At 66.2% G+C, this 23,888-nt stretch carries 19 protein-coding genes; 12 read left to right on the top strand and 7 right to left on the bottom strand.

Annotated features, from left to right (window positions below):
* Nucleotides 1-322 precede the first annotated feature (322 nt).
* From VNS22_RS16460 to VNS22_RS16445, 4 genes are all read left to right on the top strand, one after another.
* Nucleotides 323-1,678 carry a calcium-binding protein gene (locus tag VNS22_RS16460; RefSeq protein WP_325734300.1) on the top strand — a complete coding sequence of 452 codons (1,356 nt, stop codon included), beginning with the start codon at nt 323-325 and terminating at the stop codon, nt 1,676-1,678.
* A 384-nt stretch (nt 1,679-2,062) separates the two neighbouring features.
* A complete protein-coding gene (gene ypfJ, locus VNS22_RS16455; protein ID WP_325734298.1) occupies nt 2,063-2,938 on the top strand; it encodes a KPN_02809 family neutral zinc metallopeptidase in 876 nt (291 codons plus the stop codon).
* Between the two features lie 397 nt (nt 2,939-3,335).
* Nucleotides 3,336-5,012 (top strand): hypothetical protein, encoded by a 1,677-nt coding sequence (locus tag VNS22_RS16450; protein WP_325734296.1) that lies wholly within the window; start codon nt 3,336-3,338, stop codon nt 5,010-5,012.
* A 561-nt stretch (nt 5,013-5,573) separates the two neighbouring features.
* Entirely contained in the window at nt 5,574-6,857 is a 1,284-nt protein-coding gene (locus VNS22_RS16445) for a hypothetical protein (RefSeq protein WP_325734294.1), read from the top strand.
* Nucleotides 6,858-7,079: 222 nt separating this feature from the next.
* On the opposite strand, the gene VNS22_RS16440 is transcribed toward VNS22_RS16445, so the two are convergent.
* A complete protein-coding gene (locus VNS22_RS16440) occupies nt 7,080-7,433 on the bottom strand; it encodes an FtsB family cell division protein (RefSeq protein ID WP_325734292.1) in 354 nt (117 codons plus the stop codon).
* A 431-nt stretch (nt 7,434-7,864) separates the two neighbouring features.
* Between VNS22_RS16440 and pdhA the strand changes: the two genes are divergently transcribed.
* The 7 genes from pdhA to VNS22_RS16405 are packed head-to-tail and all read left to right on the top strand — an operon-like array spanning nt 7,865 to nt 15,217.
* Nucleotides 7,865-8,884 carry a pyruvate dehydrogenase (acetyl-transferring) E1 component subunit alpha gene (gene pdhA / locus VNS22_RS16435; protein WP_325734290.1) on the top strand — a complete coding sequence of 340 codons (1,020 nt, stop codon included), beginning with the start codon at nt 7,865-7,867 and terminating at the stop codon, nt 8,882-8,884.
* A gap of 17 nt (nt 8,885-8,901) precedes the next feature.
* Complete coding sequence (locus VNS22_RS16430; protein WP_325734288.1) at nt 8,902-10,350, top strand: pyruvate dehydrogenase complex E1 component subunit beta; 1,449 nt, start codon at nt 8,902-8,904, stop codon at nt 10,348-10,350.
* A 26-nt stretch (nt 10,351-10,376) separates the two neighbouring features.
* Complete coding sequence (locus VNS22_RS16425; RefSeq protein WP_325734287.1) at nt 10,377-11,744, top strand: pyruvate dehydrogenase complex dihydrolipoamide acetyltransferase; 1,368 nt, start codon at nt 10,377-10,379, stop codon at nt 11,742-11,744.
* Nucleotides 11,745-11,758: 14 nt separating this feature from the next.
* A complete protein-coding gene (locus tag VNS22_RS16420) occupies nt 11,759-12,328 on the top strand; it encodes a mismatch-specific DNA-glycosylase (protein WP_325734285.1) in 570 nt (189 codons plus the stop codon).
* Nucleotides 12,328-13,728 carry a dihydrolipoyl dehydrogenase gene (gene lpdA / locus VNS22_RS16415; protein ID WP_325734283.1) on the top strand — a complete coding sequence of 467 codons (1,401 nt, stop codon included), beginning with the start codon at nt 12,328-12,330 and terminating at the stop codon, nt 13,726-13,728. The genes VNS22_RS16420 and lpdA overlap by 1 nt, the downstream gene beginning before the upstream one ends.
* 56 nt (nt 13,729-13,784) lie before the next feature.
* Nucleotides 13,785-14,723, top strand: a complete 939-nt coding sequence (gene lipA, locus VNS22_RS16410) for a lipoyl synthase (protein WP_325734281.1) — start codon at nt 13,785-13,787, stop codon at nt 14,721-14,723.
* Complete coding sequence (locus tag VNS22_RS16405; RefSeq protein WP_325734279.1) at nt 14,723-15,217, top strand: type II toxin-antitoxin system RatA family toxin; 495 nt, start codon at nt 14,723-14,725, stop codon at nt 15,215-15,217. The genes lipA and VNS22_RS16405 overlap by 1 nt, the downstream gene beginning before the upstream one ends.
* A gap of 45 nt (nt 15,218-15,262) precedes the next feature.
* Here the strand turns inward: VNS22_RS16405 and VNS22_RS16400 are convergent, their stop codons facing one another.
* The 6 genes from VNS22_RS16400 to VNS22_RS16375 form a co-directional block, all read right to left on the bottom strand.
* Nucleotides 15,263-16,405: a calcium-binding protein gene (locus VNS22_RS16400; RefSeq protein WP_325734277.1), complete on the bottom strand. Its 1,143-nt coding sequence runs from the start codon at nt 16,403-16,405 to the stop codon at nt 15,263-15,265.
* 85 nt (nt 16,406-16,490) lie between these two features.
* Entirely contained in the window at nt 16,491-17,633 is a 1,143-nt protein-coding gene (locus VNS22_RS16395; RefSeq protein ID WP_325734275.1) for a calcium-binding protein, read from the bottom strand.
* Between the two features lie 244 nt (nt 17,634-17,877).
* Nucleotides 17,878-19,014: a calcium-binding protein gene (locus tag VNS22_RS16390; RefSeq protein WP_325734273.1), complete on the bottom strand. Its 1,137-nt coding sequence runs from the start codon at nt 19,012-19,014 to the stop codon at nt 17,878-17,880.
* 212 nt (nt 19,015-19,226) lie between these two features.
* Nucleotides 19,227-20,369: a calcium-binding protein gene (locus VNS22_RS16385; RefSeq protein ID WP_325734271.1), complete on the bottom strand. Its 1,143-nt coding sequence runs from the start codon at nt 20,367-20,369 to the stop codon at nt 19,227-19,229.
* A 298-nt stretch (nt 20,370-20,667) separates the two neighbouring features.
* Entirely contained in the window at nt 20,668-21,588 is a 921-nt protein-coding gene (locus VNS22_RS16380) for a calcium-binding protein (protein ID WP_325734269.1), read from the bottom strand.
* Between the two features lie 115 nt (nt 21,589-21,703).
* Nucleotides 21,704-22,840: a calcium-binding protein gene (locus VNS22_RS16375; RefSeq protein WP_325734267.1), complete on the bottom strand. Its 1,137-nt coding sequence runs from the start codon at nt 22,838-22,840 to the stop codon at nt 21,704-21,706.
* Between the two features lie 423 nt (nt 22,841-23,263).
* On the opposite strand from VNS22_RS16375, the gene VNS22_RS16370 reads away from it, so the two are divergent.
* Nucleotides 23,264-23,863: a DUF4136 domain-containing protein gene (locus VNS22_RS16370; RefSeq protein ID WP_325734266.1), complete on the top strand. Its 600-nt coding sequence runs from the start codon at nt 23,264-23,266 to the stop codon at nt 23,861-23,863.
* Nucleotides 23,864-23,888: the final 25 nt, after the last annotated feature.

Here is a 23,888-nt window from a genome sequence, read left to right as displayed (position 1 = left end):
CGCGCCCGAGGTTCCGGCCGGCTCCGGCAGGCGGCCTCCGTCCGGTGCCCCTTGCCTGCCTTTGCCGTCGCCGCTTCGACAGCGACCGCAGGAGCGAAGTCTGCCACGGTCTGGAACGAAAGTGGCGAAATCGGGGCCATACGGTTACGCCGCTGCAAATCAGCGGTGGCTTCATCCCGTCGGTCATCGGCCGAGGCATTCGTGCTCCACCGAAATTTTTAGTGATTCCCGTCACATTTCCGGAAAAAACCACTTAACATCTACCCAATGTACAATCGATATTCCGACCGCCGCGCCAGAGGTTCGCGGCAGGGGAGGAAAAATGGCGATCATCAAAGGTGATGACCGGGCTAATATCCTGAATGGCACGGAATCCGCGGACACGATCTGGGGTTACGGCGGCAACGATACGATCGGTGGCTTGGGCGGCAACGATACCATCTATGGCGGCACCGGGCGCGACCTGCTCTACGGCGACGCCGGCGACGACCATCTCTACGGCGACGTCGATAACGACACGATCTATGGCGGCGATGGCCATGACCGGATCTATGGCGGCGACGGCCGCGACCTGATCTATGGCGGCAACGGCCGCGACGTCATCGCCGGCGGCAACGGCACCGACCAGATCCATGGCGGCGACGGCATCGACTACATCACCGGCGGCGGCGGCAGCGACGGGCTCAGCCTCGCGGCGCTGCTGACCGGCGGAATCGGCGGCGAGCCGACCGATATGAGCGGCGTGGACGACCTGAGCGACCTGCTGGGCTTTCTCGTGACGCGGATCGGCGGCATCGACGCTGGCTCCGGCAACGACAAGGCCTATGGCGGCGACGGCAACGACCTGGTCTACGGCAATGACGGTGACGACCTGGTGCGCGGCGATGCCGGCGACGACATCCTCTCCGGCGGCAACGGCAACGACACGATCGAGGGCGGTGCCGGCGACGACTTCATCCTGGAAGGCGTGCCGGAGGGCATGCTCGGCGACGGCCCGGCGCCGAGCTATTCCGGCGACGACGTGATCGATGGCGGCGACGGCGACGACATCATCTCGGCCGGCGATGGCGACGACACCGTCACGGGCGGCGCCGAGTCCGACCTGATCTTCGGCGATGCCGGCGATGACGAGATCTCCGGCGGCAGCGGCGAGGATGCCCTGTTCGGCGGATCCGGCGACGACCATCTCGACGGCGATTCCAGCGCGGATCTGCTGTCCGGCGGCAGGGGCGACGACGAAGTCCATGGCGGCGACGGCGACGACATCGTGGCCGGTGGCTATGGCAGCGACGAGCTGGAAGGCGGCGAGGGCGACGACCTGTTCGACCTGACCCAGGACATCCTCGACGACCCGGATGCCAGCGTCGACAAGATCGTCGATTTCGAGCGCGGCAGCGACAAGATCCTGACGTTCGAGTTCGACCTGTTCGCCGAACTCGACAGCAACAATGACGGGGTCGTCAACCGCAAGGACGACAACGTGGCGCAGAGCAAGATCGACGGCGCCAACTCGCTGGTGATCTCCACCGACTTCTCGGACGAGTCGCACGTCCTGATCGTGGTGGGCCAGACCAAGCTCGACGCCGACGACTTCACCTGTGAAGTGCCGGACTTCATCCCCGGCCCGGACCTGACGATCCTCAGCCATATCGCCGATATGCTGCAGCCGCAGCCCTGACCTCCACGCCGCAGGCCGGGCACATCCGGCCTGCGGCAAGTTCCACGGGATCCGGCCTTCCTTTGTGGCAGGACGGCCTTTGTGGCAGGATGGCCGATCGTATGGCACGCATGGGCAGGGCCAGGCACGATCATGGCCGATCGCGTGATTCTGCGAAACGAACCCGAGCCTGTCCTCGACGCCGTTCGGACCGGGCGGCTCGCGAACAACCCGCCACGGCGCGGAAATCTCTCGACAGTGGGTCGCGTCCGCAACTCGCCCCGGAGGACCGGCCCGACTGGAACGTCGGGCCCTGCGTTCCGGTTGTTCCGGTTGATCCTGGCGCAGGCGGGCCGGCCCGGCCGGCCCGGGACCGGGTCCGACGGTACGAGGGAAGGTGCAGCGATGGAATGGCGTAGCGGCAGGCGCAGCAGCAACGTCGAGGACCGCCGCGGCATGGGCGGGATGCGCATGGGCGGCGGCGCCATGCGGGTCGGCGGCGGGATCGGCGGGCTGGGCCTGGTCGGGATCCTGGTGGTCTCCTGGCTGCTCGGCATCGACCCGAGCATGATCATCGGCGCGATCGACGGTGGCGGCCCGGTCGAGACCCGCCAGGAGCAGCCGCGCCAGAGCGGTGCCGGCAGCGGCAGCGACGAGCAGGCCGAGTTCACCCGCGTGGTGCTCGGCAGCACGGAGGACGTCTGGCACGAGCTGTTCCAGGCCGACGGGCAGACCTACCAGGAACCCGGCCTCATCCTGTTCACCGATGCCACCCAGTCTGGCTGCGGCTTCGCTCAAGGGGCCACCGGCCCGTTCTACTGCCCGGGCGACCGCAAGGTATATCTGGACCTGGGCTTCTTCGACGAGCTGTCCCAGCGCTTCGGTGCACCTGGCGACTTCGCGCAGGCCTACGTGATCGCGCACGAAGTCGGCCACCACGTCCAGAACCTGCTGGGCATCCTGCCGCAGGTGCACGAGGCGCAGGCGGGTGCCGACCAGGCCTCCGCCAATGCCCTGTCGGTGCGGGTCGAGCTGCAGGCGGACTGTCTGGCCGGCGTGTGGGCCAACCGGGCCGACCGGAGCCGGGGCGTGATCGAGCCGGGCGACGTCGAGGAGGCGCTGGGTGCCGCGGCCTCCGTGGGCGATGATCGGATCATGCGGGCGGCAGGACGGCGTGCCAGCCCGGAGAGCTTCACCCACGGCAGCTCGGAGCAGCGGGTCGAGTGGTTCAACCGCGGCCTGGAGTCCGGCGAGGTCAGCGACTGCAACACGTTCGGCTGACAGCAGCGCGCCTCACGCTCAAATCCGCGGCAAGGCCGGACATGCGGCATCGCCTGCCCTGCCATGAGCGGCAACCACCAAAGCATCAGCACGCGCACCCAGGCGAGTTACGCGCATGTAATCTTTGAATCAGTTTCCGATTTCACAATATATAACTGATGAATTTCTTGTAACCCGCTGTTTCCATGACCATGCCAATATTCCCCCTGCTGTTGCAGTCGTGTATCAGCGAATTACTGCCGGCTGGCGGAAGGAATTAGGGAGAAGCTGTACCCGGCTTGCTGTCGGGCAGCAGGACAAGAAGTCCAACCAATAATGTCTCTCGCGTCCTCCGGACTCAGCCAATAGTTAGTCCGGGGGGACGATGCGCTTTATCCGAAGAGCGGCGGTTGCCGCTGTGTCGTTGTTGGTTTGCGCCTACATATCTGCGATCGCCATTCAGCCAGCGCTCGCTGCGGTCGATCTGGGCAACGTCGAGATCCGCAACGAGGGCTGGCGGTACAACATGACCGTCATCCGCGAGCAGGCCAAGACCAGCGCGTTCAAGGCCCAGCAGTACGCGGACTATCTGGTCAAGTACAAGATCACCGACGAATACGTCGTGGCCTACGCCAAGGCTGTCGCCGCAAAGTTCGGCACGGGCAGCTCCAGCACTGGCAACGGGAGCCAGACCAGTACGGGCAGCTCCAGTAGTGCGAATGGCGGGACGACCACGGACCCGCTGGCCAATCCGCTCCTGAAGGGCGTCGAGATCCGCAACGAGGGCTGGCGGTACAACATGACCGTCATCCGCGAGCAGGCCAAGACCAGCGCGTTCAAGGCCCAGCAGTACGCGGACTATCTGGCCAAGTACAAGATCACCGACGAATACGTCGTGGCCTACGCCAAGGCTGTCGCCGCAAAGTTCGGCACGGGCGGTGCCAGCGCCGGGAGCGGCAACCAGAGCAGCACAGGCAACTCCGGCAGTGGCAGCAGCGGGGGCAACTCCGGCAGCAGCGGGAGCAATACTGGGACCTCAGGCTCCGGCTCCGGCTCCGGCAATGGCGGGGCGATCACCGATCCGCTGGCCAGTCCGCTCCTGAAGGGCGTCGAGATCCGCCAAGATGGCTGGCGCTACAATCTGACCGTCATGAAGAAGCTCGGCGAGTACAGCGCCAGCAAGCGGGCCGACTACATCTATTATCGTGACAAGAACCGGGTTACCGACGCTTTCGTCGATGCCTATGCGGCTGCAGTCGCAGCCAAATTCAATCCTGACGACGTCGGCAAGGACATCAAGGTCACCAAGAAGTCCGGCTTTGTCATCTACCAGGGCTTCCGCTACCATGGCATGCCGAACCTGAGCAGTTGCGGCCTGAGCACGGACATCCGCATCCTCTATCAGGACGAGCTGTTCGGCGGCGCCAGCAAGAGCACGCCCAATGCGAGCCATCTGAAGAACAAGGTCGTTCCGGATCTGCTCAAGCGCAACGTCACCTACGTGATGATCGACATCGAGCACTGGAACGCAGTCACCGAGATGGACAAGCTGATCACGGTGGTGCGCACGCTGAAGGAAGGCGTGCGGGCGGCCGGGAACACCAAGATGCAGTTCGGCTACTACATGCTGGTGCCGGAGCGGAACTATCTGGCGCCGACCACGCGGGGCAACCGCCCCGACCGCTGGGACGCCTGGATGGCGACCAACGACAAGATGCGACGCTTGGCAGCCGAGGTCGACGTGATCTTTCCGTCGCTCTACACGCCTTACGAGAACCGCCAGGACTGGCTGACCTATGCCCGCACCAACATCGCCGAGGCGCGCAAGTACAACAAGCCGGTCATCCCGGTGATCTGGCCGCAGTACCACGACACCACACCCGGCATTGGCACGACCTACATGCCGATCAAGTTCTGGGAGATCCAGATGAAGGAGATCTACAACCTCTCCGACAGCATGGTGATCTGGGGCTCGGTGGCCTTCCAGTCGAAGGGCTGGGACAACTGGGACAAGACTCGCGAATGGTGGCCCTACACCCGGAAGTTCGCGGCCGACTATACCAACGTTCCGCAGAACTCCGGCTGCGTCGACTAGGGCCCGACCACAGTATTCGACACTCCTGAGCGCGCCCCCTCCCCCTGGGTGGGGGCGCTGCCTGTTTCTGGCGGCCAATACTTCTGGATGCCGTCCCTGCGAGGATGAGAAACCGTCAGATCTGGCATGCAGCGTTTCATAAGCAGAATGACAAATGCTTCATGATGTAACCCTCAAGCGGCCCTGTCCTGGGTAGATTGACCATCGTTCATTTTTCGGCCAGACGACAGCGTTAGCCTAGATGTACCATGAACGTTTCTTTATAAACTTATGATCTTCTGTCGCAGACGTTCACGGCTCCGCGATCATCGGGTATCGCTTCTGGTGTTATTTCCGGGAAGCAACCGCCCGAGCTTTAAGAGGCTGCAGATGCTTCGTGTCGTCATGACACGGGACAGGAGAATTGCGGCCATAGAGGTGGAGCTTCCCGGATCGTACATCCATTGCGATCCTGGGGGGATCATGAGAAGCCTACGCTTGGCTGCATTATGTGCAGCCGCGTTCCTTACGTGCTCGACCGCCCTGACTGGTGCTGCGTCGATGGCCGAGGCGGCCGTCAACTTGGGTAATGTGCCCATCGCCAACAGCGGCTGGCGCTACAACATGACGGTCATCCGGGAGAAGGCCAAGACCGACTCCTTCAAGGCCAAGCAGTACAAGGAATATCTCGCCAAGCACAAGCTGACCGACGCCTGGGTCGTGGCCTACAAGGCTGCGGTCGACGCCAAATATGGTGGCGGCTCCTCGTCCCAGAGCAGCAGCTCGTCATCCAAGAGCAGCAGTTCGGGAAGCTCAGCGGGCAGCGTGAACCTGGGCAACGTGCCGATCGCCAACAGCGGCTGGCGCTACAACATGACGGTCATCCGGGAGAAGGCCAAGACCGACTCCTTCAAGGCCAAGCAGTACAAGGAATATCTCGCCAAGCACAAGCTGACCGATGCCTGGGTCGTGGCCTACAAGGCTGCGGTCGACGCCAAGTATGGTGGCGGCTCCTCCTCGTCCAAGGGCAGCAGTCCCGCTTCATCGAGTAGTTCGGACACGCCCATCAGCGCCGCTCCGGCCAGCAGCGGCAAGCGCAAGCCGGTCTATGACGGCTTCCGTTACAACAAGAAGCCCAACGTTTCCGGTTGTGGCTTGACCTCGCTCAAGATATTCTATGAGGGCGAACTGTTCGGCGGCAAGTCGAAGAAGCAGCCCAACATCGCCCAGCTCAAGAACGTCATCGTCCCGCAGATCCTGAAAAACAAGTGGGACTATGTCGTCATCGACATCGAGGTCTGGGACGAGATCAAGGAGATGGACAAGCTCATCCTGGCGATGAAGACCATCCGGGATGGGGTCCGCGCCAAGGGCGGCAAGTCCAAGCTCGGATACTACATGATGATCCCGAAGCGGGACTGGTACGCTCCGGTGCAGAACAATTCCAGCAAGATCAAGGCCTGGAAGTCGAGCAACGACAAGCTGGCCCGCCTGGCCAAGGAAGTCGACGTGATCTTCCCGTCGCTCTACACCATGTTCGACAGCCAGGGCGACTGGATCAAGTACGCCAAGGGCAACATCGCCGAGGCCAAGCAGTACGGCAAGCCGGTGATCCCGTTCATCTGGCCGCAGATCCATGACTGGAACAAGACCGACGGCCAGAAGTACATGTCCGCCAGCTTCTGGAAGACCCAGCTCAAGACCGCGCACGACTTGGGCGACGGCGTGGTGATCTGGGGCTCGATGACCACCAAGAAGGGCAAGCGCGGCTGGGACACCTGGAAGAGCGGCATGCCCTGGTGGCAGGTCACCAAGGAGTTCGCCAAGTCCAACGGCACCGCCAAGTTCAGCGGCTGCAAGGCCTAAACCGGCAGACGAGGGCGGGGTACCGCAGCGAAGCGGCCCGCTTACCGGGAAAGACAGGGGCTGCGCCTGGGGCGCAGCCCCTTTTTCGTGTTCGCGGTGGGCTGCCTGACCCGGCCGCCGCGGGGTCGGCAGCACTGCCTCTGGCGGCCTGTCCGACGGGCGCTCACGCTCATGTCACCAGGGAGTGAGCGAGCGGTCCTCCGGGCGGGCCGCCATGCCCGGCTACTTGTCCAGCGCGTCGCCGATCATGTGGTCGGGAATGAACACGTCGCCGCGGCGCGCCCAGCCCAGCCCCAGGAGTTTCTCCTCCAGGAGATCGGCGTCCATCGTCCGGTCGCCGAGCAGGGCCTGCTGGCGCTTGAGCGCGTCACGCTTGGCCGCGAGCGCGGTGAGGTCCTGCTCCAGCACCTGCACCGAACGGCGCTGGTCCATGTAGGCATAGAAGCCGCGCGAGCCGTGCAGCGCGTGCCAGGCGAACCAGGCGCTGAGCAGGAGCAGGAGACTGCCGAGCCAGCGCCAGCGGATCTCCCGGCGCAGCCAGATCCAGAACCGGTCGACATAGTCCGCCGCGATCATGTTCGCTCCAACTTCGCACGATAGTGGAAGTAGCCTGAATTCGCGCGCCCCGCGAGTGCAAAACCGGCCGACCTCGTCCCGCCGGCCAGTCCGCTTCCGGACCGCGTGCCGGAACCCGATCCGGGCTCGGACGCTGTTCAGGGTGTGGTACAGTCCCGCCCGACTGGGCAATGCAACAGTCAGGGCGAAGTATCGGGGAAGACATTCGTTGTGCAATGCAGCATACGCCCGTCGTTCTAGCTGCGCATGACGCCCATGCATCGCCGAGGACTGTCGGTGTCGGTCCGTTGATGGCATCTGCACGTGGAAGCCATGCAGCTTCGGCCTTGCGCAAATCGCGCCGCCGCCACAGGTTGCCGGCCAGCGAAGGCGGCCGGCGCTGCACGAGTGCCTAAGACGCCGCTATCCAGGGGGGAAGCTGGATGACCGCCATGAGCAAGCGCAAGAACGGGAACGGGGGCGACGCCGTCACGGCCGTCAGCAATCTGCCGCAGCCCGAGACCCTGATGGCCTGGTACCGGGAGATGCTGCTGATCCGCCGGTTCGAGGAGAAGGCCGGCCAGCTCTACGGCATGGGCCTGATCGGTGGCTTCTGCCACCTCTATATCGGTCAGGAGGCGGTCGCGGTCGGGATCCAGCATGCGCTGACCGAGAAGGATTCGGTGATCACCGGCTACCGCGACCACGGCCACATGCTGGTGTGCGGCATGGATCCGCGGCGGGTGATGGCCGAGCTGACCGGCCGCGAGTCCGGCTACTCCAAGGGCAAGGGCGGCTCGATGCACATGTTCGCCAAGGACAAGAAGTTCTATGGCGGGCACGGCATCGTCGGCGCGCAGATCCCGCTCGGCACCGGCATCGCGTTCGCGCACCAGTATGAAGAGGATGGCGGGCTGTGCGCCGCCTATTGCGGCGACGGCGCGGTCAACCAGGGTCAGGTCTACGAATCGTTCAACATGGCGGCTTTGTGGAAGCTGCCGGTGCTCTACGTGATCGAGAACAACCGCTACGGCATGGGCACCTCGGTGCAGCGCGCGGCGGCCGGCGAGCGCCTGTGCGACCGGGGCCGGGCGTACGGCATCCCGGGCGAGCAGGTCGACGGCATGGACGTGCTCGCGGTGGAGGCGACCGCCAGCCGGCTGGTCGAGAAGATCCGTGCCGGGGAGGGGCCGCAGATCCTGGAAGCGATGACCTATCGCTATCGCGGCCATTCCATGTCCGATCCGGCCAAGTACCGCACCAAGGACGAGGTCGAGGAAATGCGGACCCAGCACGACCCGATCGAGAACCTGAAACGGATCATCGAGGTCAACGGCTTTGCCGACGAGGCGGCGTTCAAGGCGATCGACAAGGAGATCCGCGACGTCGTCAACGAGAGCGCCAAGTTCGCCCAGGACAGCCCAGAACCCGACCCGTCCGAGCTTTGGACCGACATCCTGGTAGAATCCTGATCCTGGGGCGCAACGTCATGCCGACCGAGATTTTGATGCCGGCCCTGTCGCCGACCATGACCGAGGGCAATCTCGCCCGCTGGCTGAAGAAGGAGGGTGATCCGGTCAAGTCGGGCGACATCCTGGCCGAGATCGAGACCGACAAGGCGACGATGGAGTTCGAGGCGGTCGACGAGGGCGTGCTCGGCAAGATCCTGGTGCCGGAAGGCACCCAGGGGGTGGCGGTCAACACGCCGATCGGCGTGCTGCTGGAAGAGGGCGAGAGCGCCGACGCCATCCCGACCACCGCTTCCGCCGCGACCGGCGGGCGCGCCAAGGGCGACGAGCCGCGCACCGCCGACCATGCGCCGGTCGGCGAGAAGCCGGCCAGCGAGGCGCCGGCGGCACCCAGCGAGGGTCAGGCACCCGCGCCCGCCGGCAGGATACCGGCCGAGGCGAAGAAGCCGGCCGCGGCCGATCCGGACCTGCCGGCGGGCACGACCTTCGTGAAGCAGACGGTGCGCGAGGCCCTGCGCGACGCGATGGCCGAGGAGATGCGCCGCGATCCCAAGGTGTTCCTGATGGGCGAGGAAGTCGCCCAGTACCAGGGCGCCTACAAGGTCAGCCAGGGCCTGCTCGACGAGTTCGGCGCCAAGCGGGTGATCGACACACCGATCACCGAGCATGGTTTCGCAGGATTGGGCGTGGGTGCGGCCATGGCCGGGCTGCGGCCGATCGTGGAGTTCATGACCTGGAACTTCGCCATGCAGGCGATGGACCACATCATCAACTCGGCAGCGAAAACGCTGTACATGGCCGGCGGCCAGATGGGCTGCCCGATCGTGTTCCGCGGGCCGAACGGTGCCGCCGCGCGCGTCGCCGCCCAGCACAGCCAGGAATACAGCTCCTGGTATGCGCACTGCCCGGGCCTGAAGGTGGTCGCCCCCTGGTCGGCGGCGGACGCCAAGGGCCTGCTCAAGGCCGCGATCCGCGACCCGAACCCGGTCGTGTTCCTCGAGAACGAGATGCTCTACGGCCAGAGCTTCGAGGTGCCGCAGATCGACGACCACGTCCTGCCGATCGGCAAGGCCAAGGTGGTGCGGGAAGGGACGGACGTCACCATGACCGCCTTCTCCTTGATGATGGGCCATGCCGTGGCCGCCGCGGACGCGCTGGCGGAGCAGGGCATCTCGGTGGAGCTGATCGACCTGCGCACCATCCGGCCGCTGGATGTCGAGACGATCGTGAACTCGGTGAAGAAGACCAACCGGCTGGTGTCGGTCGAGGAGGGCTGGCCGCAGTCGGGCATCGGCTCGGAGATGGCGGCGCTGATGATGGAGCACGCCTTCGACTATCTGGACGCGCCGGTGGTGCGGGTGACCGGCAAGGACGTGCCGATGCCCTATGCCGCCAATCTGGAGAAGCTGGCGCTGCCGCAGGTGCAGGACATGGTGGAGGCGGCCAAGGCCGTCTGCTACCGGACTTGATGGGGAAGGCGGGGGGAAACGACCGGATGAGCATACAAATCCTGATGCCTGCGCTCTCGCCGACGATGAGCGAAGGCAATCTGGCCCGCTGGCTCAAGAAGGAAGGCGACGCGGTCAAGTCCGGCGACGTCATGTGCGAGATCGAGACCGACAAGGCCACGATGGAGTTCGAGGCGGTCGACGAGGGCGTGCTCGGCAAGATCCTGGTGCCGGAGGGTACCCAGGGTGTCGCCGTCAACACGCCGATCGCCGTGCTGCTGGAAGAGGGCGAGGATGCCTCGGCGGCCGAAGGTGCCGCCGCCACGGCACCCGGCCAGCCCGCACCCGAGGCGCCGCGTGCGGCAGCCGAGGGCCCGGTCGAGGCCGAGCGGATGAAGGCGGCCGGCCCGGCGCCGGGCGGCGATGCCAAGCCCGCCGGGGTCGCGGGCGCACCGGGTGCCGGGTCCAACACCGGCGCCGCGACCGCGCAACCCGCCAAGGCGGACGGCGACCGGGTGTTCGCCTCGCCGCTGGCCAAGCGGATGGCGGCGCTGGCCGGGATCGACCTCAGCACGGTCACCGGCAGCGGCCCGCACGGGCGCATCGTGAAGGCCGACATCGAGAAGGCGGCGGGTGCCCCCAAGGCGGCGGCCAAGCCGGCCGAGGCGGCAGCACCGGCAGCGGCCCCGGCTCCGGCGGCAGCACCGGCCGCGATCCCGGCTCCGACCGCGCCGCACCAGGTCATCCAGCTCAACAACATGCGCAAGGTGATCGCGCGCCGGTTGAGCGAAGCCAAGGCGACCATCCCGCACTTCTACCTGACGGTCGATGTCGAGCTCGATGCGCTGCTCAAGCTGCGCGAGGAGCTGAACAGCCGGCCGAAGGTCGACTACAAGCTCTCGGTGAACGACTTCGTCATCAAGGCGGTCGCCCAGGGCATGAAGAAGATCCCGGGCGTGAACGCCGCCTGGGGTGGCGACAAGATCTACCAGTTCGACGACATCGACATCTCGGTGGCGGTCGCGATCGAGGGCGGGCTGATCACGCCGATCATCCGCAAGGCCGACCAGAAGGGGCTGGCCACCATCTCCGCGGAGATGAAGGATCTCGCCAAGCGGGCCAAGGACGGCAAGCTCAAGCCCGAGGAGTTCCAGGGTGGCGGCTTCTCGATCAGCAATCTCGGCATGTACGGGGTGAAGGACTTCGCCGCGGTCATCAACCCGCCGCAGGCCTGCATCCTGGCGGTGGGAGCCGGCGAGAAGCGTCCGGTGGTGAAGAACGACGCGCTCGCGATCGCCACCGTGATGAGCGTCACGCTCTCCACCGACCATCGGGTGGTGGATGGCGCGCTGGGTGCGGAGTTCCTGCAGGTGTTCAAGAAGACCGTGGAGGACCCGCTGTCGCTCCTGCTGTGAGGATCGCCCGTGCCATGCCCGGACTAGCCACGGTCTCGCCGGGGGACGATGTCCTCGACGACGTGCTGGGACCGGGCCTGCGCGTGGTGTTCGTCGGCATGGCGAGCGGGCGGGTGTCGGCACTGCGGCGCCGCCACTATGCCGGGCCCGGCAACAAGTTCTGGCCGACCCTGGCCGCGGTCGGCCTCACCCCGGAACGGCTCACCCCGGACCGGGAGCGGGAGATCCTCCGCCATGGCATGGGCCTGACCGACGTGCAGAAGCGCCAGTCCGGCAGCGACGTCGAGATCGAGGTGGCACCGCGCGACGTCGCCCTGCTGCGCGCCAAGCTGGCACGGATCCGGCCAAGGCGCATCGCGTTCAATGGCAAGCGGGCGGCCAGCCACTGGCTGGGGAAGCCGACCGCTGCCTTGTGCTACGGGCCGGCGGCCGATCCGCATGGTGTCGCCGAAGAATTGTTCATCCTGCCGTCCACGTCGGGTGCGGCCTCGGGTTTCTGGGACGTCCGGCCATGGGCGGACCTGGCCGATCGGGTGCTGCGTGACCTGCCGTCGCAAACGGCTTCTCTGAGTGGGATTAGCTAATGGCCAACCACAGTTTCGATCTGGTGGTCGTCGGCGGTGGGCCGGGTGGCTACGTGGCGGCGATCCGGGCAGCGCAGCTCGGCATGAAGACCGCGCTGGTCGAGCGCGAGCATCTGGGCGGGATCTGCCTGAACTGGGGCTGCATCCCGACCAAGGCGCTGCTGCGTTCGGCCGAGATCTACGACTATATGGGCCACCCCGAGGCGTTCGGCCTGAGCGTCAAGGACCGCGGCTTCGATGCGACGGCGGTGGTCAAGCGCAGCCGCGGCGTGGCGGCGCAGCTCTCCGGCGGCGTCAAGCACCTGCTCAAGAAGAACAAGGTGACCGTGTTCGACGGGGCGGGTGCGCTCGCCGGCAAGAACACGCTGAAGGTCACGACCAAGGGCGGCGAGGAGACGATTTCCGCCCCGCACATCATCCTGGCGACCGGCGCCCGCGCACGGGTGCTGCCCGGCCTGGAGCCGGACGGCAAGCTGGTCTGGACCTACAAGGAGGCGATGGTCCCGCCGGCCATGCCGAAATCGGTCCTGGTGGTGGGCAGCGGGGCCATCGGCATCGAGTTCGCCTCGTTCTACCGCTCGATGGGCGCCGAGGTCACCGTGGTCGAGGTGCTGGAGCGGGTGCTGCCGGTCGAGGATGCCGAGATCTCGGCGCTCGCCCAGAAGCAGTTCGAGAAGCGCGGCATGAAGATCCGGGTCGGCACCAAGGTCGCCAAGCTCGACAAGAAGGCCGATTCGGTGGTCGCCACGCTGGAGATGCCGGGCGGCAAGACCGAGCAGGTCGAGGTCGAGCGGGTGATCTCCGCGGTCGGCATCGTCGGCAACACCGAGCATATCGGCCTGGAAGGCACCAAGATCAAAGTCGAGCGCTCCCATGTGGTGGTCGACGAATGGTGCCGGACCGGGGAGCCCGGCGTCTATGCGATCGGCGATCTGGTGGGGGCGCCCTGGCTCGCGCACAAGGCCAGCCACGAGGGCGTCATGTGCGTCGAGAAGATCGCCGGCAAGGGCCACCCGCACCCGCTCGACCTGACCAAGATCCCGGGCTGCACCTACTGCACCCCGCAGGTGGCGAGCGTGGGCTATACCGAGGAGGCGGCCAAGAAGGCCGGCTACGAGGTCAAGGTCGGCCGGTTCCCGTTCATCGGCAACGGCAAGGCGATCGCACTCGGCGAGCCGGACGGGCTGGTGAAGACCGTGTTCGACGTCAAGACCGGCGAGTTCCTGGGCGCGCACCTGATCGGCGCGGAAGTCACCGAGCTGATCCAGGGCTTCGTGATCGCGCGGCAGATGGAAGCCACCGAGGAAGACCTCATGGCCACCATCTTCCCGCATCCGACGCTTTCGGAAATGATGCACGAGTCGACGCTTGCGGCCTATGGTCGGGCCATCCACTTCTGAGGTGCACGTCCGCCCCGTCCGGTCGGGGACGGGCCGGTTTGGTTGAAGGGTAGCTGATGGCCACGGTCACGATCACGCCGCCGCAGTTCCAGCGCAAGCCCGCCTGGATCCGGGTCAAGGCGCCGACGTCGGAGACCTATCACGAGGTCCGCAAGCTGATGCGGGCCAAGAAGCTGCACACCGTGTGCGAGGAAGCCGCCTGCCCGAACATGGGCGAGTGCTGGCAGCAGAAGCACGCGACCTTCATGATCCTGGGCGACACCTGCACCCGGGCCTGCGCGTTCTGCAACGTCAAGACCGGCATGCCGGTGGCGGTCGACCCGCACGAGCCGCGCCATGTCGCCGAGGCGGTGGAGGCGATGGGCCTCAAGCACGTGGTGATCACCTCGGTGGACCGCGACGATCTGCCGGACGGCGGTGCCTTCCAGTTCGTCCGGGTGATCAACGCGATCCGCGAGCGCTCGCCCGAGACCACGGTCGAGATCCTCACCCCCGACTTCCTGCGCAAGCCCGGGGCGATCGAGAAGGTCGTGGCGGCCAGGCCCGACGTCTACAACCACAATCTCGAGACGGTGCCGCGCCTCTACCGGACGGTGCGGCCGGGTGCGCGCTATTTCCACTCGCTGCGCCTGCTGCAGAAGGTCAAGGAACTTGACCCCTCGATCTTCACCAAGTCCGGCGTGATGCTGGGTCTGGGCGAGGAGAAGCGCGAGATCCATCAGGTGATGGACGACATGCGCTCGGCCGAGGTCGACTTCATCACGATCGGCCAGTACCTGCAGCCGACCCGCCGGCACCATCCGGTGATCCGCTTCGTGGAACCCTCGGAGTTCGAAGCGCATTCCAAGATGGCGCGCGCCAAGGGCTTCCTGATGGTGTCGAGCTCGCCGCTGACCAGGTCCTCGCACCATGCCGGCGACGACTTCGCCCGGCTGAAGGAAGCGCGCGACGCGCAGCTCGCCCGTCAAGGAATCCGCTTCGAAGCAGCCGAGTAATGCCGACCCACTCCGAACGCCGCTATCTGCCCTACACCCCGAACCAGCTCTACGAGATCGTCGCGGCAGTCGACCGCTATCCGGAGTTCCTGCCCTGGTGCTCGGCGGCGCGGATCACCGAGCGGCAGGACGACATGTTCCTCGCCGACCTGGTGATCAGCTTCAAGGTCTGGCGGGAGAAGTTCACCTCGAAGGTCACGCTCGACCGGATGGAGCGGACGATCCACGTCGAGTACGTGAACGGTCCGTTCAAGTACATGAACAACTACTGGAAGTTCCTGGACGGACCCGAGGGGGGCTGCATCCTCGACTTCCACGTGGATTTCGAGTTCAAGTCCCGGGTTCTGCAGCAGCTGATCGGCCTCTTGTTCGACGAGGCAGTGCGCCGGATGGTCGCCGCCTTCGAGGGCCGGGCCCGCAAGCTGCACGGCGACCGCGGGCCGTCGCGGCCGATCACCGATGCCGGCGAGATTGGGCTCCTGCCGCGCGGGTGAGCTGCTTGGGCCGACTGCGCCAGGGCGTGCAGCCGGCCCAGCCGGTCAACCGAACCAGGACGCGTCCACGCCGGTGACGCCGGTGAGCGTCACGGTGTGGTCGAGGCCCAGGTTCAGGATGGTGTTGCCATCCACCACGCTGGCGCCGGCCAGCGCGTTCTCCACGGTGTTGCCGTAGCCGCGCAGCTCGATCTTGTCGGTGCCGGCCTGGAAGTCGGTGATCGTGTCCTGATCGCCGGCCACCCGCAGGATGATGAAGGTGTCGGCACCCGCACCGCCGGTCATGGTGTCGTTGCCGAACTGGCCGTTGATGATGTCGTCGCCGGTGCCGCCGTCGATGATGTCGTCGCCAGCCCCGCCGGTGATGAAGTCATTGCCGCTGCCACCATCGATCACGTCGTCGCCGGCTCCGCCATCGACCAGGTCGTCCTTGCCGCCGGCATAAATCGTGTCGTCGCCCAGCCCGCCGAAGATCCGGTCGGCACCATCCGGCCGGTTCGGGTCGTTGTCGCCATAGATGACGTCGTTGCCGGCGGCGCCATAGAGGATGTCGTCGTCCGAGCCGCCATAGACCTTGTCGTCGCCGGCCCCACCGGTGATCACGTCCTTGCCGGTGAAGCCGCCCCAGAGCTCGTCATTGCCGGTGCCGCCGTCGATATAGTCGTCACCCCACTCGCCATAGATGAGGTCGTCGCCGTCGCCGCCATAGAGGCGGTCGGCACCGCCCTCGGTGGGTGCCACGTCCCATTCGACGCTCTCACGGTCGCCGCGGATGACGTCGTCGCCTTCGCCGCCATAGATGATGTCGTCACCCTTGCCGCCGAGCATCCGGTCGTTGCCGGCGCCGCCGGACAGGATGTCGTTGCCGTCCTGCCCGAAGATCCGGTCCACGCCATCGCCGCCGAACAGGATGTCGTTGCCGCTATAGCCGAACAGGGAGTCGTTGCCGGCTTCGCCATAGAGCCGATCATGCCCGCTGCCGCCATACAGCGTGTCGCTGCCCGACCCGCCATAGACAACATCGTGGCCCATGCCGCCATTGACGATGTCGTTGCCTTCGTCACCGAACAGGAGGTCGTCGCCGCCCTGTCCGTTGATGCTGTCGGCACCGGCCAGGCCACGGATGATGTCGGCCTGATTGGTGCCGTTGAGCACATCGTTGCCAGGCGTGCCGTTGATCACTGCCATCGGGTGGTCTCGTTCCGAACGCTGAGAGGACAGACGTCCCATGCCACGGGCGCGGCATGGGACGGGGATGGTTTGGCGGTGCGGCTCAGCCGAACCAGGACGCGTCCACGCCGGTGACGCCGGTGAGCGTCACGAGGTGGTTCAGGCCGAGGTTGAGCACGGTGCTGCCCTCGACCACGCTGGCACCGGCGATCGCGTTCTCCACCGTGTTGCCGCCGCCGCGCAGGTCGATCTTGTCGATGCCGACCTCAAAGTCGGTGATCGTGTCCTGGTCGCCGGCGCTGCGCAGAATGATGAAGGTGTCGGCGCCGGCCCCGCCGGTCATGGTGTCGTTACCGAACTGGCCGTTGATCGAATCGTCGCCATCGCCGCCGCTGATGACGTCGTCACCGTCGCCGCCGGTAATGAAGTCGTCGCCGGCCCCGCCCTCGATCACGTCGTTGCCGGCCTTGCCGTCGAGGATGTCGTTGCCGGCGCCGCCATCGAGCACGTCGTCGCCCAGGCCGCCGAACAGCCCGTCATCGCCGTCCTCGCCGAACAGCTTGTCGTCGCCGAGCGCGCCGAAGATCGTGTCGTTGCCGTCGCCGCCATAGACGGTGTCGTCACCGGCCCCGCCGGTCATCCGGTCGTCGCCGCTGTCGATCAAGCCCAGCGCGTCGCCGCCATAGATCAGGTCGTTGCCGGCCCCGCCATCGACGACGTCGTCGCCATACTCGGCGAAGATCTGGTCGTCGCCGTCGCCGCCATAGATCAGGTCAGCACCGCCGGTCTGGAAGATCACATCGGGCCGGTGGCGGTCGCCATGGATGAAGTCGTTGCCGGCACCCGCCGAGATGGTGTCCTCGCCGAGCCCGCCATAGAGGCGGTCGTCGCCGTTGCCGCCGATCAGGATGTCGTTGCCGTTCTCGCCGAACATCCGGTCGAGACCGTCGCCGCCACGCAGGATGTCGTCACCGCTGCCGCCATAGAGCACGTCGTTGCCGGCCTGGCCTTCCAGGACATCGGCATAGGCACCGCTGCCGCCATAGAGGGTATCGTTGCCCACCCCGCCGAACAGGATGTCGGCGCCTTCGCGACCATCCAGAATATCGTCGCCGTCTTCACCGTACAGGAAGTCGTCGCCAAGCTGGCCATAGATGACGTCATTACCACCGCGGCCACGAATCACATCATTCTCGGGGGTTCCCAGGATTTCGTCATTCCCGGGGGTGCCGTTGATCGTAGCCACGAGGCGCTCCTTTTATGGTTTGTATCTACGTCGGCCAGAATCACCTGCGCTCAGCGCAAGGATCTGCCATGCCCCATTTTGTTACCAATCGTCCATGAACATGTCGACCCCTTGATCTCCCGATTTATGGAAAGACGGGATGGTGCTGACGGCGTTGTGATCCGTCGCCAGAAACGGCACGGCCCCGACCGCAACGGGGGCGATCGGGGCCGGTCCTGATCAGGAAAATGGAGTAAGGGCGGGCTCAGCCGAACCAGGAGGCATCCACGCCGGTCACGCCAGTGAGGGTGAGGGTGTGGTTCAGGCCCAGATTGAGCACGGTATTGCCCTCGACCACCGTGGCACCGGCGATCGCATTCTCGACCGTGTTGCCGTTGCCGCGCAGCGAGATCGTGTCGATGCCGACCTCGAAGTCGGTGATGGTGTCCTGGTCGCCCTCGGTGCGCAGGATGATGAACAGGTCCTCGCCGGCACCACCGGTCAGCGTGTCGTTGCCGGCCTGGCCATTGATCTGGTCGGCCCCGGCACCGCCATCCAGAATGTCGTCGCCGGCTCCACCGGTCAGCTTGTCGTCGCCCTCGCCACCCAGCAGCTGGTCGGCGCCGTCCTTGCCGTCCAACTCGTCGTTGCCGGCCCCGCCATCGACCACGTCGTCGCCCATGCCGCCAAACAGGCCGTCATTGCCGTCCTCGCCGAACAGCTGGTCGTCGCCCAGCGCGCCGAAGAACCGGTCGTCACCGTCGCCGGCGCGGATGATGTCGTTGCCCGCACCACCAGTGCCGATGTCGTTGCCGGTGTTGACCGAGTTGGTCGGGCTGCCGCCCCAGATCAGGTCGTCGCCGGCGCCGCCATCGAGGCTGTCGTCGCCGAACTCGCCGGAAATCTGGTCGTTGCCGTCGCCGGTGAAGATCCGGTCGGCCGAACCGGCAGTGGACTCGACATTGACGTTCATCCGGTCGCCCCAGGCCAGGTCGTCACCGGCGCCACCCGCGATCGTGTCCGTGCCGAGCCCGCCATAGAGCCGATCGGCACCGTTGCCACCGATCAGGACGTCGTTGCCTTCGTGGCCATAGAGTCGGTCGAGGCCGTCGCCACCGCGGATGATGTCGTCGCCATTGTTGCCGTACAGGTCGTCGTTGCCGGCCTGGCCTTCCAGCGTGTCGTTGCCGGCTGCGCCGAACGCGGTGTCGTTGCCGAGCCCGCCGAAGATGATGTCGTTGCCGACCTCGCCGTTCAGCTGGTCGTCGCCATCCTCACCGAACAGGAAGTCGTTGCCGCCTTGGCCGAGGAGATTGTCGTTGCCACCCCGGCCGTGGATTTCGTCGGATTCGGGCGTGCCGACCAGGTTGTCGTTGCCGGGCGTGCCGTTGATGAGCGCCATGGAGAGTTTCCTTGTGAAGTTCTAGCCGCGTCTGATGCGGTTCAAGCCAAGCAGGGAGTAATCAGGACGGTGTCCGCCTACAGGGTTGCCGCTGGTCATCATGTGCCGCGCGGTGGCGGTAGGGAAAAATGCATCGCCAAGCAATGCGGCGGCCTGCCTGCCGGTGGCATGCCGATCGAGTCGGCCGTGCGCCGGGCTCGGCCGCTGCTGCATCAGCCGAACCAGGACGCATCCACCCCGGTGACGCCGGTAAGCGTCAGCGTATGGTTCAGGCCGAGATCGAGAATCGTGCTGCCGTCGACGGTCTGTGCCTGGGCCAGCGCGTTCTCGACGGTATTGCCGGCACCGCGCAGGTCGATGCGGTCGGTGCCGACCTCGAAATCGGTGATGGTGTCCTGGTCGCCCTGGCTGCGCAGGATGATGAACAGGTCCTCGCCGGCCCCGCCAGTCATGGTGTCGTTGCCGGCCTGGCCGTTGAGCTCGTCCGCGCCGCTGCCCCCGTCCAGGATGTCGCCGTCATCCCCGCCGGTGATGCTGTCGTCGCCCGCGTCGCCGAACAGCCGGTCGACCCCGGCCTTGCCGTCCAGCACGTCGTTCTGGCCGCCGCCATGGACCTCGTCGTCCCCCATGCCGCCGAACAGGCGGTCCGCGCCGTCCGGCCGGTCCGGGTCGTTGTCGCCGTAGATTAGATCATTGCCGAGGGCACCAAACAGCGTGTCGTCGTCCGACCCGCCGGTGATGTGATCGTCGCCGGCACCGCCGGTCACGACGTCCTGGCCGGTGAAGCCGCCCCACAGCTCGTCGTTGCCCGTGCCGCCGTCGATCCGGTCGCTGCCCCATTCGCCGAAGATGATGTCGTCGCCCGCACCACCGGTCAGGTGGTCGTCCCCGCCGCTCGACGGAATGACGTCGAACTCCGCGCTGACGCGATCACCGCGGATCTCATCATTGCCTTCACCACCGGCCGCGATGTCGTTGCCGGCCCCGCCGAGAAACCGGTCGTCGCCGGCGCCGCCGATCAGGATGTCGTTGCCATCCTGCCCGAACAGGCGGTCGTCGCCGTCGCCGCCGCGCAGGATGTCGCCGCTTGCGTAGCTGTAGAGAACGTCGTTGCCTTCCTGGCCATCAAGAAGGTTGATGCCTCCATTGCCGAACAGCGTGTCCCGGCCCGGGCCGCCAAGGATGGTGTCGTTGCCCGTGCTGCCGCTGATGAAGTCGTCACCTTCCTCGCCAAACAGAAGATCGTCACCCCCGCCGCCGGCGATGCCGTCGTCGCCGGCCAAGCCATGGATCTCGTCCGCTTGGTTGGTGCCGGCAAGGTTGTCATTGCCCGACGTGCCATTGATGAGCGCCATGGACTGCAACCCGCTTTCTGTGAGGCGATTGTTTTCACACAACCGGGTTTGCACAAGCGGCTTGTGTTCTACCCGGTGGTGTTCAGGTGCAAGCTAGCGAAGACTGCGCCCGGATTCGACCCCGAGATGGGGCTATGGCCGGCTGATGTTGCCGCAGCGGATCGGTGTGGCACAGTCGCCGCAACGACCCGGCAGGCCGGCGGCAGCCGGGAGGTCGTTCCCCGGCTACCGCTGGTGCAGCCATATGCGTTGCCAGCGCGTGGCTGGCCGTGAAATGACCAGGGACAGCGAGACTGCGTCACCCGAACCAGCTGGCGTCGATCCCGGTGACGCCGGTGAGCGTCACGACATGGTTCAGGCCGAGATTGAGCACCGTGTCCGTACCGACCACCTGGGCATTGGCGATCGCCAGGTCGGGTGTATTGCCGGCACCGCGCAGGTCGAGCTTGTCCACACCGATCTGGAAGTCGGTGATCGTGTCCTGATCACCGGCACTGCGCAGCAGGATGAAGCTGTCGGCGCCGCTGCCGCCGGTCATGGTATCGTTGCCGAACTGGCCGTTGATCTGGTCGTCGCCGTCGCCGCCGGTCAGGATGTCGTCGCCGGTCCCGCCGACCAGATGGTCGTTGCCTTCACCGCCATCGACCACGTCGTCGCCGGAGCCGCCCTCCAGCCAGTCGTTGCCCTCCCAGCCGGCGATGGTGTCATCGCCGATGCCGCCCATGATCCGGTCATCGCCGTCGCGGGTCCACTTGTCGCTGTCGCCGCTGAGCGTGTCGTTGCCAGCCGCGCCGTAGATGATGTCGGCGCCGTCACCGCCATGGATCTCGTCGTCACCGGCCCCGCCGGTGATGATGTCGTTCCCCTCGTTGCCACCCCAGAGGATGTCGTTGCCGTCGCCGCCGTCGATATAGTCGTCGCCCCACTCGCCATAGACCTGGTCGTTGCCGTCGCCCGCATAGACCCGGTCGCCGGCACCCTCGGTCGGCACCACGCCAACCTCCTCGCGGTCGGTGAAGATCACGTCGTTGCCCGCGCCACCCCACAGCGTGTCGGAGCCGCCGCCGCCATAGATGCGGTCGTCGCCGTCCCCGCCGATGACCACGTCATTGCCGAGACGCGAGAAGATCCGGTCCAGCCCCTCGAAACCGCGGATCACGTCGTCACCAGAGGTGCCGTACAGGTTGTCGTTGCCTTGGGTGCCGTTGATGATGGCCATGGGGCGCTCTACCTCGTCTCGTTCTTGCGCCCGCTTAAGCGGGCGGCCGACTGGTTTCAATATGAAGGCAGGCCCAGGAGGGCCTGCCGGGACAAGAGGGTCGTGACGGTCCGCGTCAGCCGAACCAGGAGGCATCCACGCCGGTGACCCCGTTGAGGGTGACGGTGTGGTTGAGGCCCAGGTTGAGCACGGTATTGCCCTCGACCACCGTGGCACCGGCGATCGCGTTCTCGACCGTGTTGCCGGCACCGCGCAGCGAGATCGTGTCGGTGCCGACCTCGAAGTCGGTGATGATGTCCTGGTCGCCTTCGGTGCGCAGGATGATGAACAGGTCCTCGCCGGCCCCGCCGGTCAGCGTGTCGTTGCCGGCCTGGCCGTTGATCTGGTCGTTGCCGGCACCACCATCCAGGATGTCGGTGCCGACCCCGCCGGTCATCCGGTCGTCGCCCTCGCCACCCAGCAGCGTGTCGTTGCCGTCCTTGCCGTCCAGCTCGTCGTTGCCGGCACCGCCGTCGACCACGTCGTCGCCCATGCCGCCGAACAGGCCGTCATTGCCGTCCTCGCCGAACAGCTGGTCGTCGCCCAGCGCGCCGAAGAACCGGTCGTCGCCGTCACCGGCGCGGATGATGTCGTTGCCGGCACCGCCGGTGCCGATGTCGTTGCCGGTGTTGACCGTGATCTCGACGCTGCCGCCCCAGATGATGTCGTCGCCGGCGCCGCCGTCGAGGCTGTCGTCCCCGAACTCGCCGAAGATCTGGTCGTTGCCGTTGCCGGTGAAGATCCGGTCGGCGGCGCCCACGGTCGGCGTCACGTTCGGCTGCGTCCGGTCGCCATGCGCGAAGTCGTTGCCGTCGCCGCCGGCGATCGTGTCCGCGCCGTTGCCGCCATAGAAGCGGTCGTCGCCGTTGCCGCCGATCAGGACATCGTTGCCGTCATTGCCCTGCAGCCGGTCGAGCCCGTCATTGCCGCGCAGGATGTCATCGCCCGAGTCGCCGAACATGTCGTCGTTGCCGGCCTGGCCGTCCAGCGTGTCCGCGCCGGCCCCGCCGCGCATCACGTCGTTGCCGAGCCCGCCGAAAATGACGTCGTCGCCGGCTTCGCCGAACAGCTGGTCGTTGCCGTCCTCGCCGAACAGAAAGTCATTGCCCCCCTGGCCCGCGACGACGTCGTTGCCGCCCAGGCCGTGCATCTCGTCGGAGCCGGGAGTGCCGACCAGGTTGTCGTCGCCGGGGGTACCGTTGATCTGAGCCATGATCCGATCCTTCTTGGCGAGTAGCAGGGGCTCCTGCCGGGTACCCCGAACCTGCGGCCTGTCCTTAAGCCGCGGGTCTCCGGGCTCCCCGCCGGCAGGTCGTCCCCACCGATAGCGAGGGTTAACTGGTTAGACATGTACCGTCCTAGTTCGGATCAGACATCTGACGAAAAATTGAATGCGCTGCATCCTGGTGCGTCGTTCGACCGCAAGGGCCGTAGACCGACCGGACGGCCGACGGCTGACCCGTGGGCGGGATGCAACGGGATGACGACCTGCCTGAACCTGCAGGCGTTCCGGCTGTGGAATGACCACCGGGTTCGCCCCGACACCTGCCGGCATCTTCGATCGACCGGGTGCAATAGTTGTCGGGGGGCCAGGCCGGGTCTAGCGTCTGGCGGCAATACAGCTGCCGGAGGCAAGATGGCGGTCCCCTCGGTCGTGCGCGCCGCGCTCCTGGTCCTGGTGCTGGCCGGCTGCGCCACCAGCCCGACCATCCGCTCGGACTATGACACGAGTGCCGACTTCGCCGCCTATCATAGCTTCGGCTTCGCCGAGAAGCTCGGCACGGACAGCACCGGCTATGCCAGCCTGCTGACCCAGCGGCTGAAGGAGGCGGTGTCCCGGGAAATGGCCGCGCGCGGCTATGAGTACACGGGGGAAAAGCCGGATCTCCTGGTCAACTTTCAGGCCCGGCTGGAGGACAAGGTGCGGGTCTATCCGGCGCCCGCCGCCTGGGGGCCCTGGCCCCGTGGCTATTACGGCTATCGCGGCGGGTTCTACGACCCCTGGTTCGGCTATGCCGGCGGCAGCGAGGTGGTGAACTACACCGAAGGCACCCTCAACATCGACCTGATCGACCGGGAGCGCCGGCAGATGGTGTGGGAAGGGGTGGCGGTCGGCGAGGTGGACGCGGACGAGGGCGTGCCCAGCCAGGCCAAGATCGACGCGGCGGTGAAGGACATCTTCGCCAAGTACCCGTTCAGGGCCGGCAGCACTGCCGCGGCGGTGCCGGCCTCCTGAGGAGGCCGGACCGTTTACCTGCGGG

The organism is Geminicoccus sp. (genome assembly GCF_035556675.1).
Classification (GTDB): domain Bacteria; phylum Pseudomonadota; class Alphaproteobacteria; order Geminicoccales; family Geminicoccaceae; genus Geminicoccus.
This window is presented reverse-complemented; position numbering and strand designations above follow the sequence as displayed.

Coding starts and splice junctions, on each gene's coding strand:
- ypfJ (WP_325734298.1), top strand. CDS start 2,063: ATGGAATGGCGTAGCGGCAGGCGCAGCAGCAACGTCGAGGACCGCCGC.
- VNS22_RS16390 (WP_325734273.1), bottom strand. CDS start 19,014: ATGGCGCTCATCAACGGCACGCCCGGCAACGACAACCTGGTCGGCACG.
- VNS22_RS16385 (WP_325734271.1), bottom strand. CDS start 20,369: ATGGCGCTCATCAATGGCACGTCGGGCAATGACAACCTTGCCGGCACC.
- VNS22_RS16375 (WP_325734267.1), bottom strand. CDS start 22,840: ATGGCTCAGATCAACGGTACCCCCGGCGACGACAACCTGGTCGGCACT.
- VNS22_RS16420 (WP_325734285.1), top strand. CDS start 11,759: ATGCCCGGACTAGCCACGGTCTCGCCGGGGGACGATGTCCTCGACGAC.
- VNS22_RS16460 (WP_325734300.1), top strand. CDS start 323: ATGGCGATCATCAAAGGTGATGACCGGGCTAATATCCTGAATGGCACG.
- pdhA (WP_325734290.1), top strand. CDS start 7,865: ATGAGCAAGCGCAAGAACGGGAACGGGGGCGACGCCGTCACGGCCGTC.
- lpdA (WP_325734283.1), top strand. CDS start 12,328: ATGGCCAACCACAGTTTCGATCTGGTGGTCGTCGGCGGTGGGCCGGGT.
- VNS22_RS16440 (WP_325734292.1), bottom strand. CDS start 7,433: ATGATCGCGGCGGACTATGTCGACCGGTTCTGGATCTGGCTGCGCCGG.
- VNS22_RS16400 (WP_325734277.1), bottom strand. CDS start 16,405: ATGGCAGTGATCAACGGCACGCCTGGCAACGATGTGCTCAACGGCACC.
- VNS22_RS16380 (WP_325734269.1), bottom strand. CDS start 21,588: ATGGCCATCATCAACGGCACCCAAGGCAACGACAACCTGTACGGCACC.
- VNS22_RS16430 (WP_325734288.1), top strand. CDS start 8,902: ATGCCGACCGAGATTTTGATGCCGGCCCTGTCGCCGACCATGACCGAG.
- VNS22_RS16405 (WP_325734279.1), top strand. CDS start 14,723: ATGCCGACCCACTCCGAACGCCGCTATCTGCCCTACACCCCGAACCAG.
- VNS22_RS16425 (WP_325734287.1), top strand. CDS start 10,377: ATGAGCATACAAATCCTGATGCCTGCGCTCTCGCCGACGATGAGCGAA.
- VNS22_RS16370 (WP_325734266.1), top strand. CDS start 23,264: ATGGCGGTCCCCTCGGTCGTGCGCGCCGCGCTCCTGGTCCTGGTGCTG.
- lipA (WP_325734281.1), top strand. CDS start 13,785: ATGGCCACGGTCACGATCACGCCGCCGCAGTTCCAGCGCAAGCCCGCC.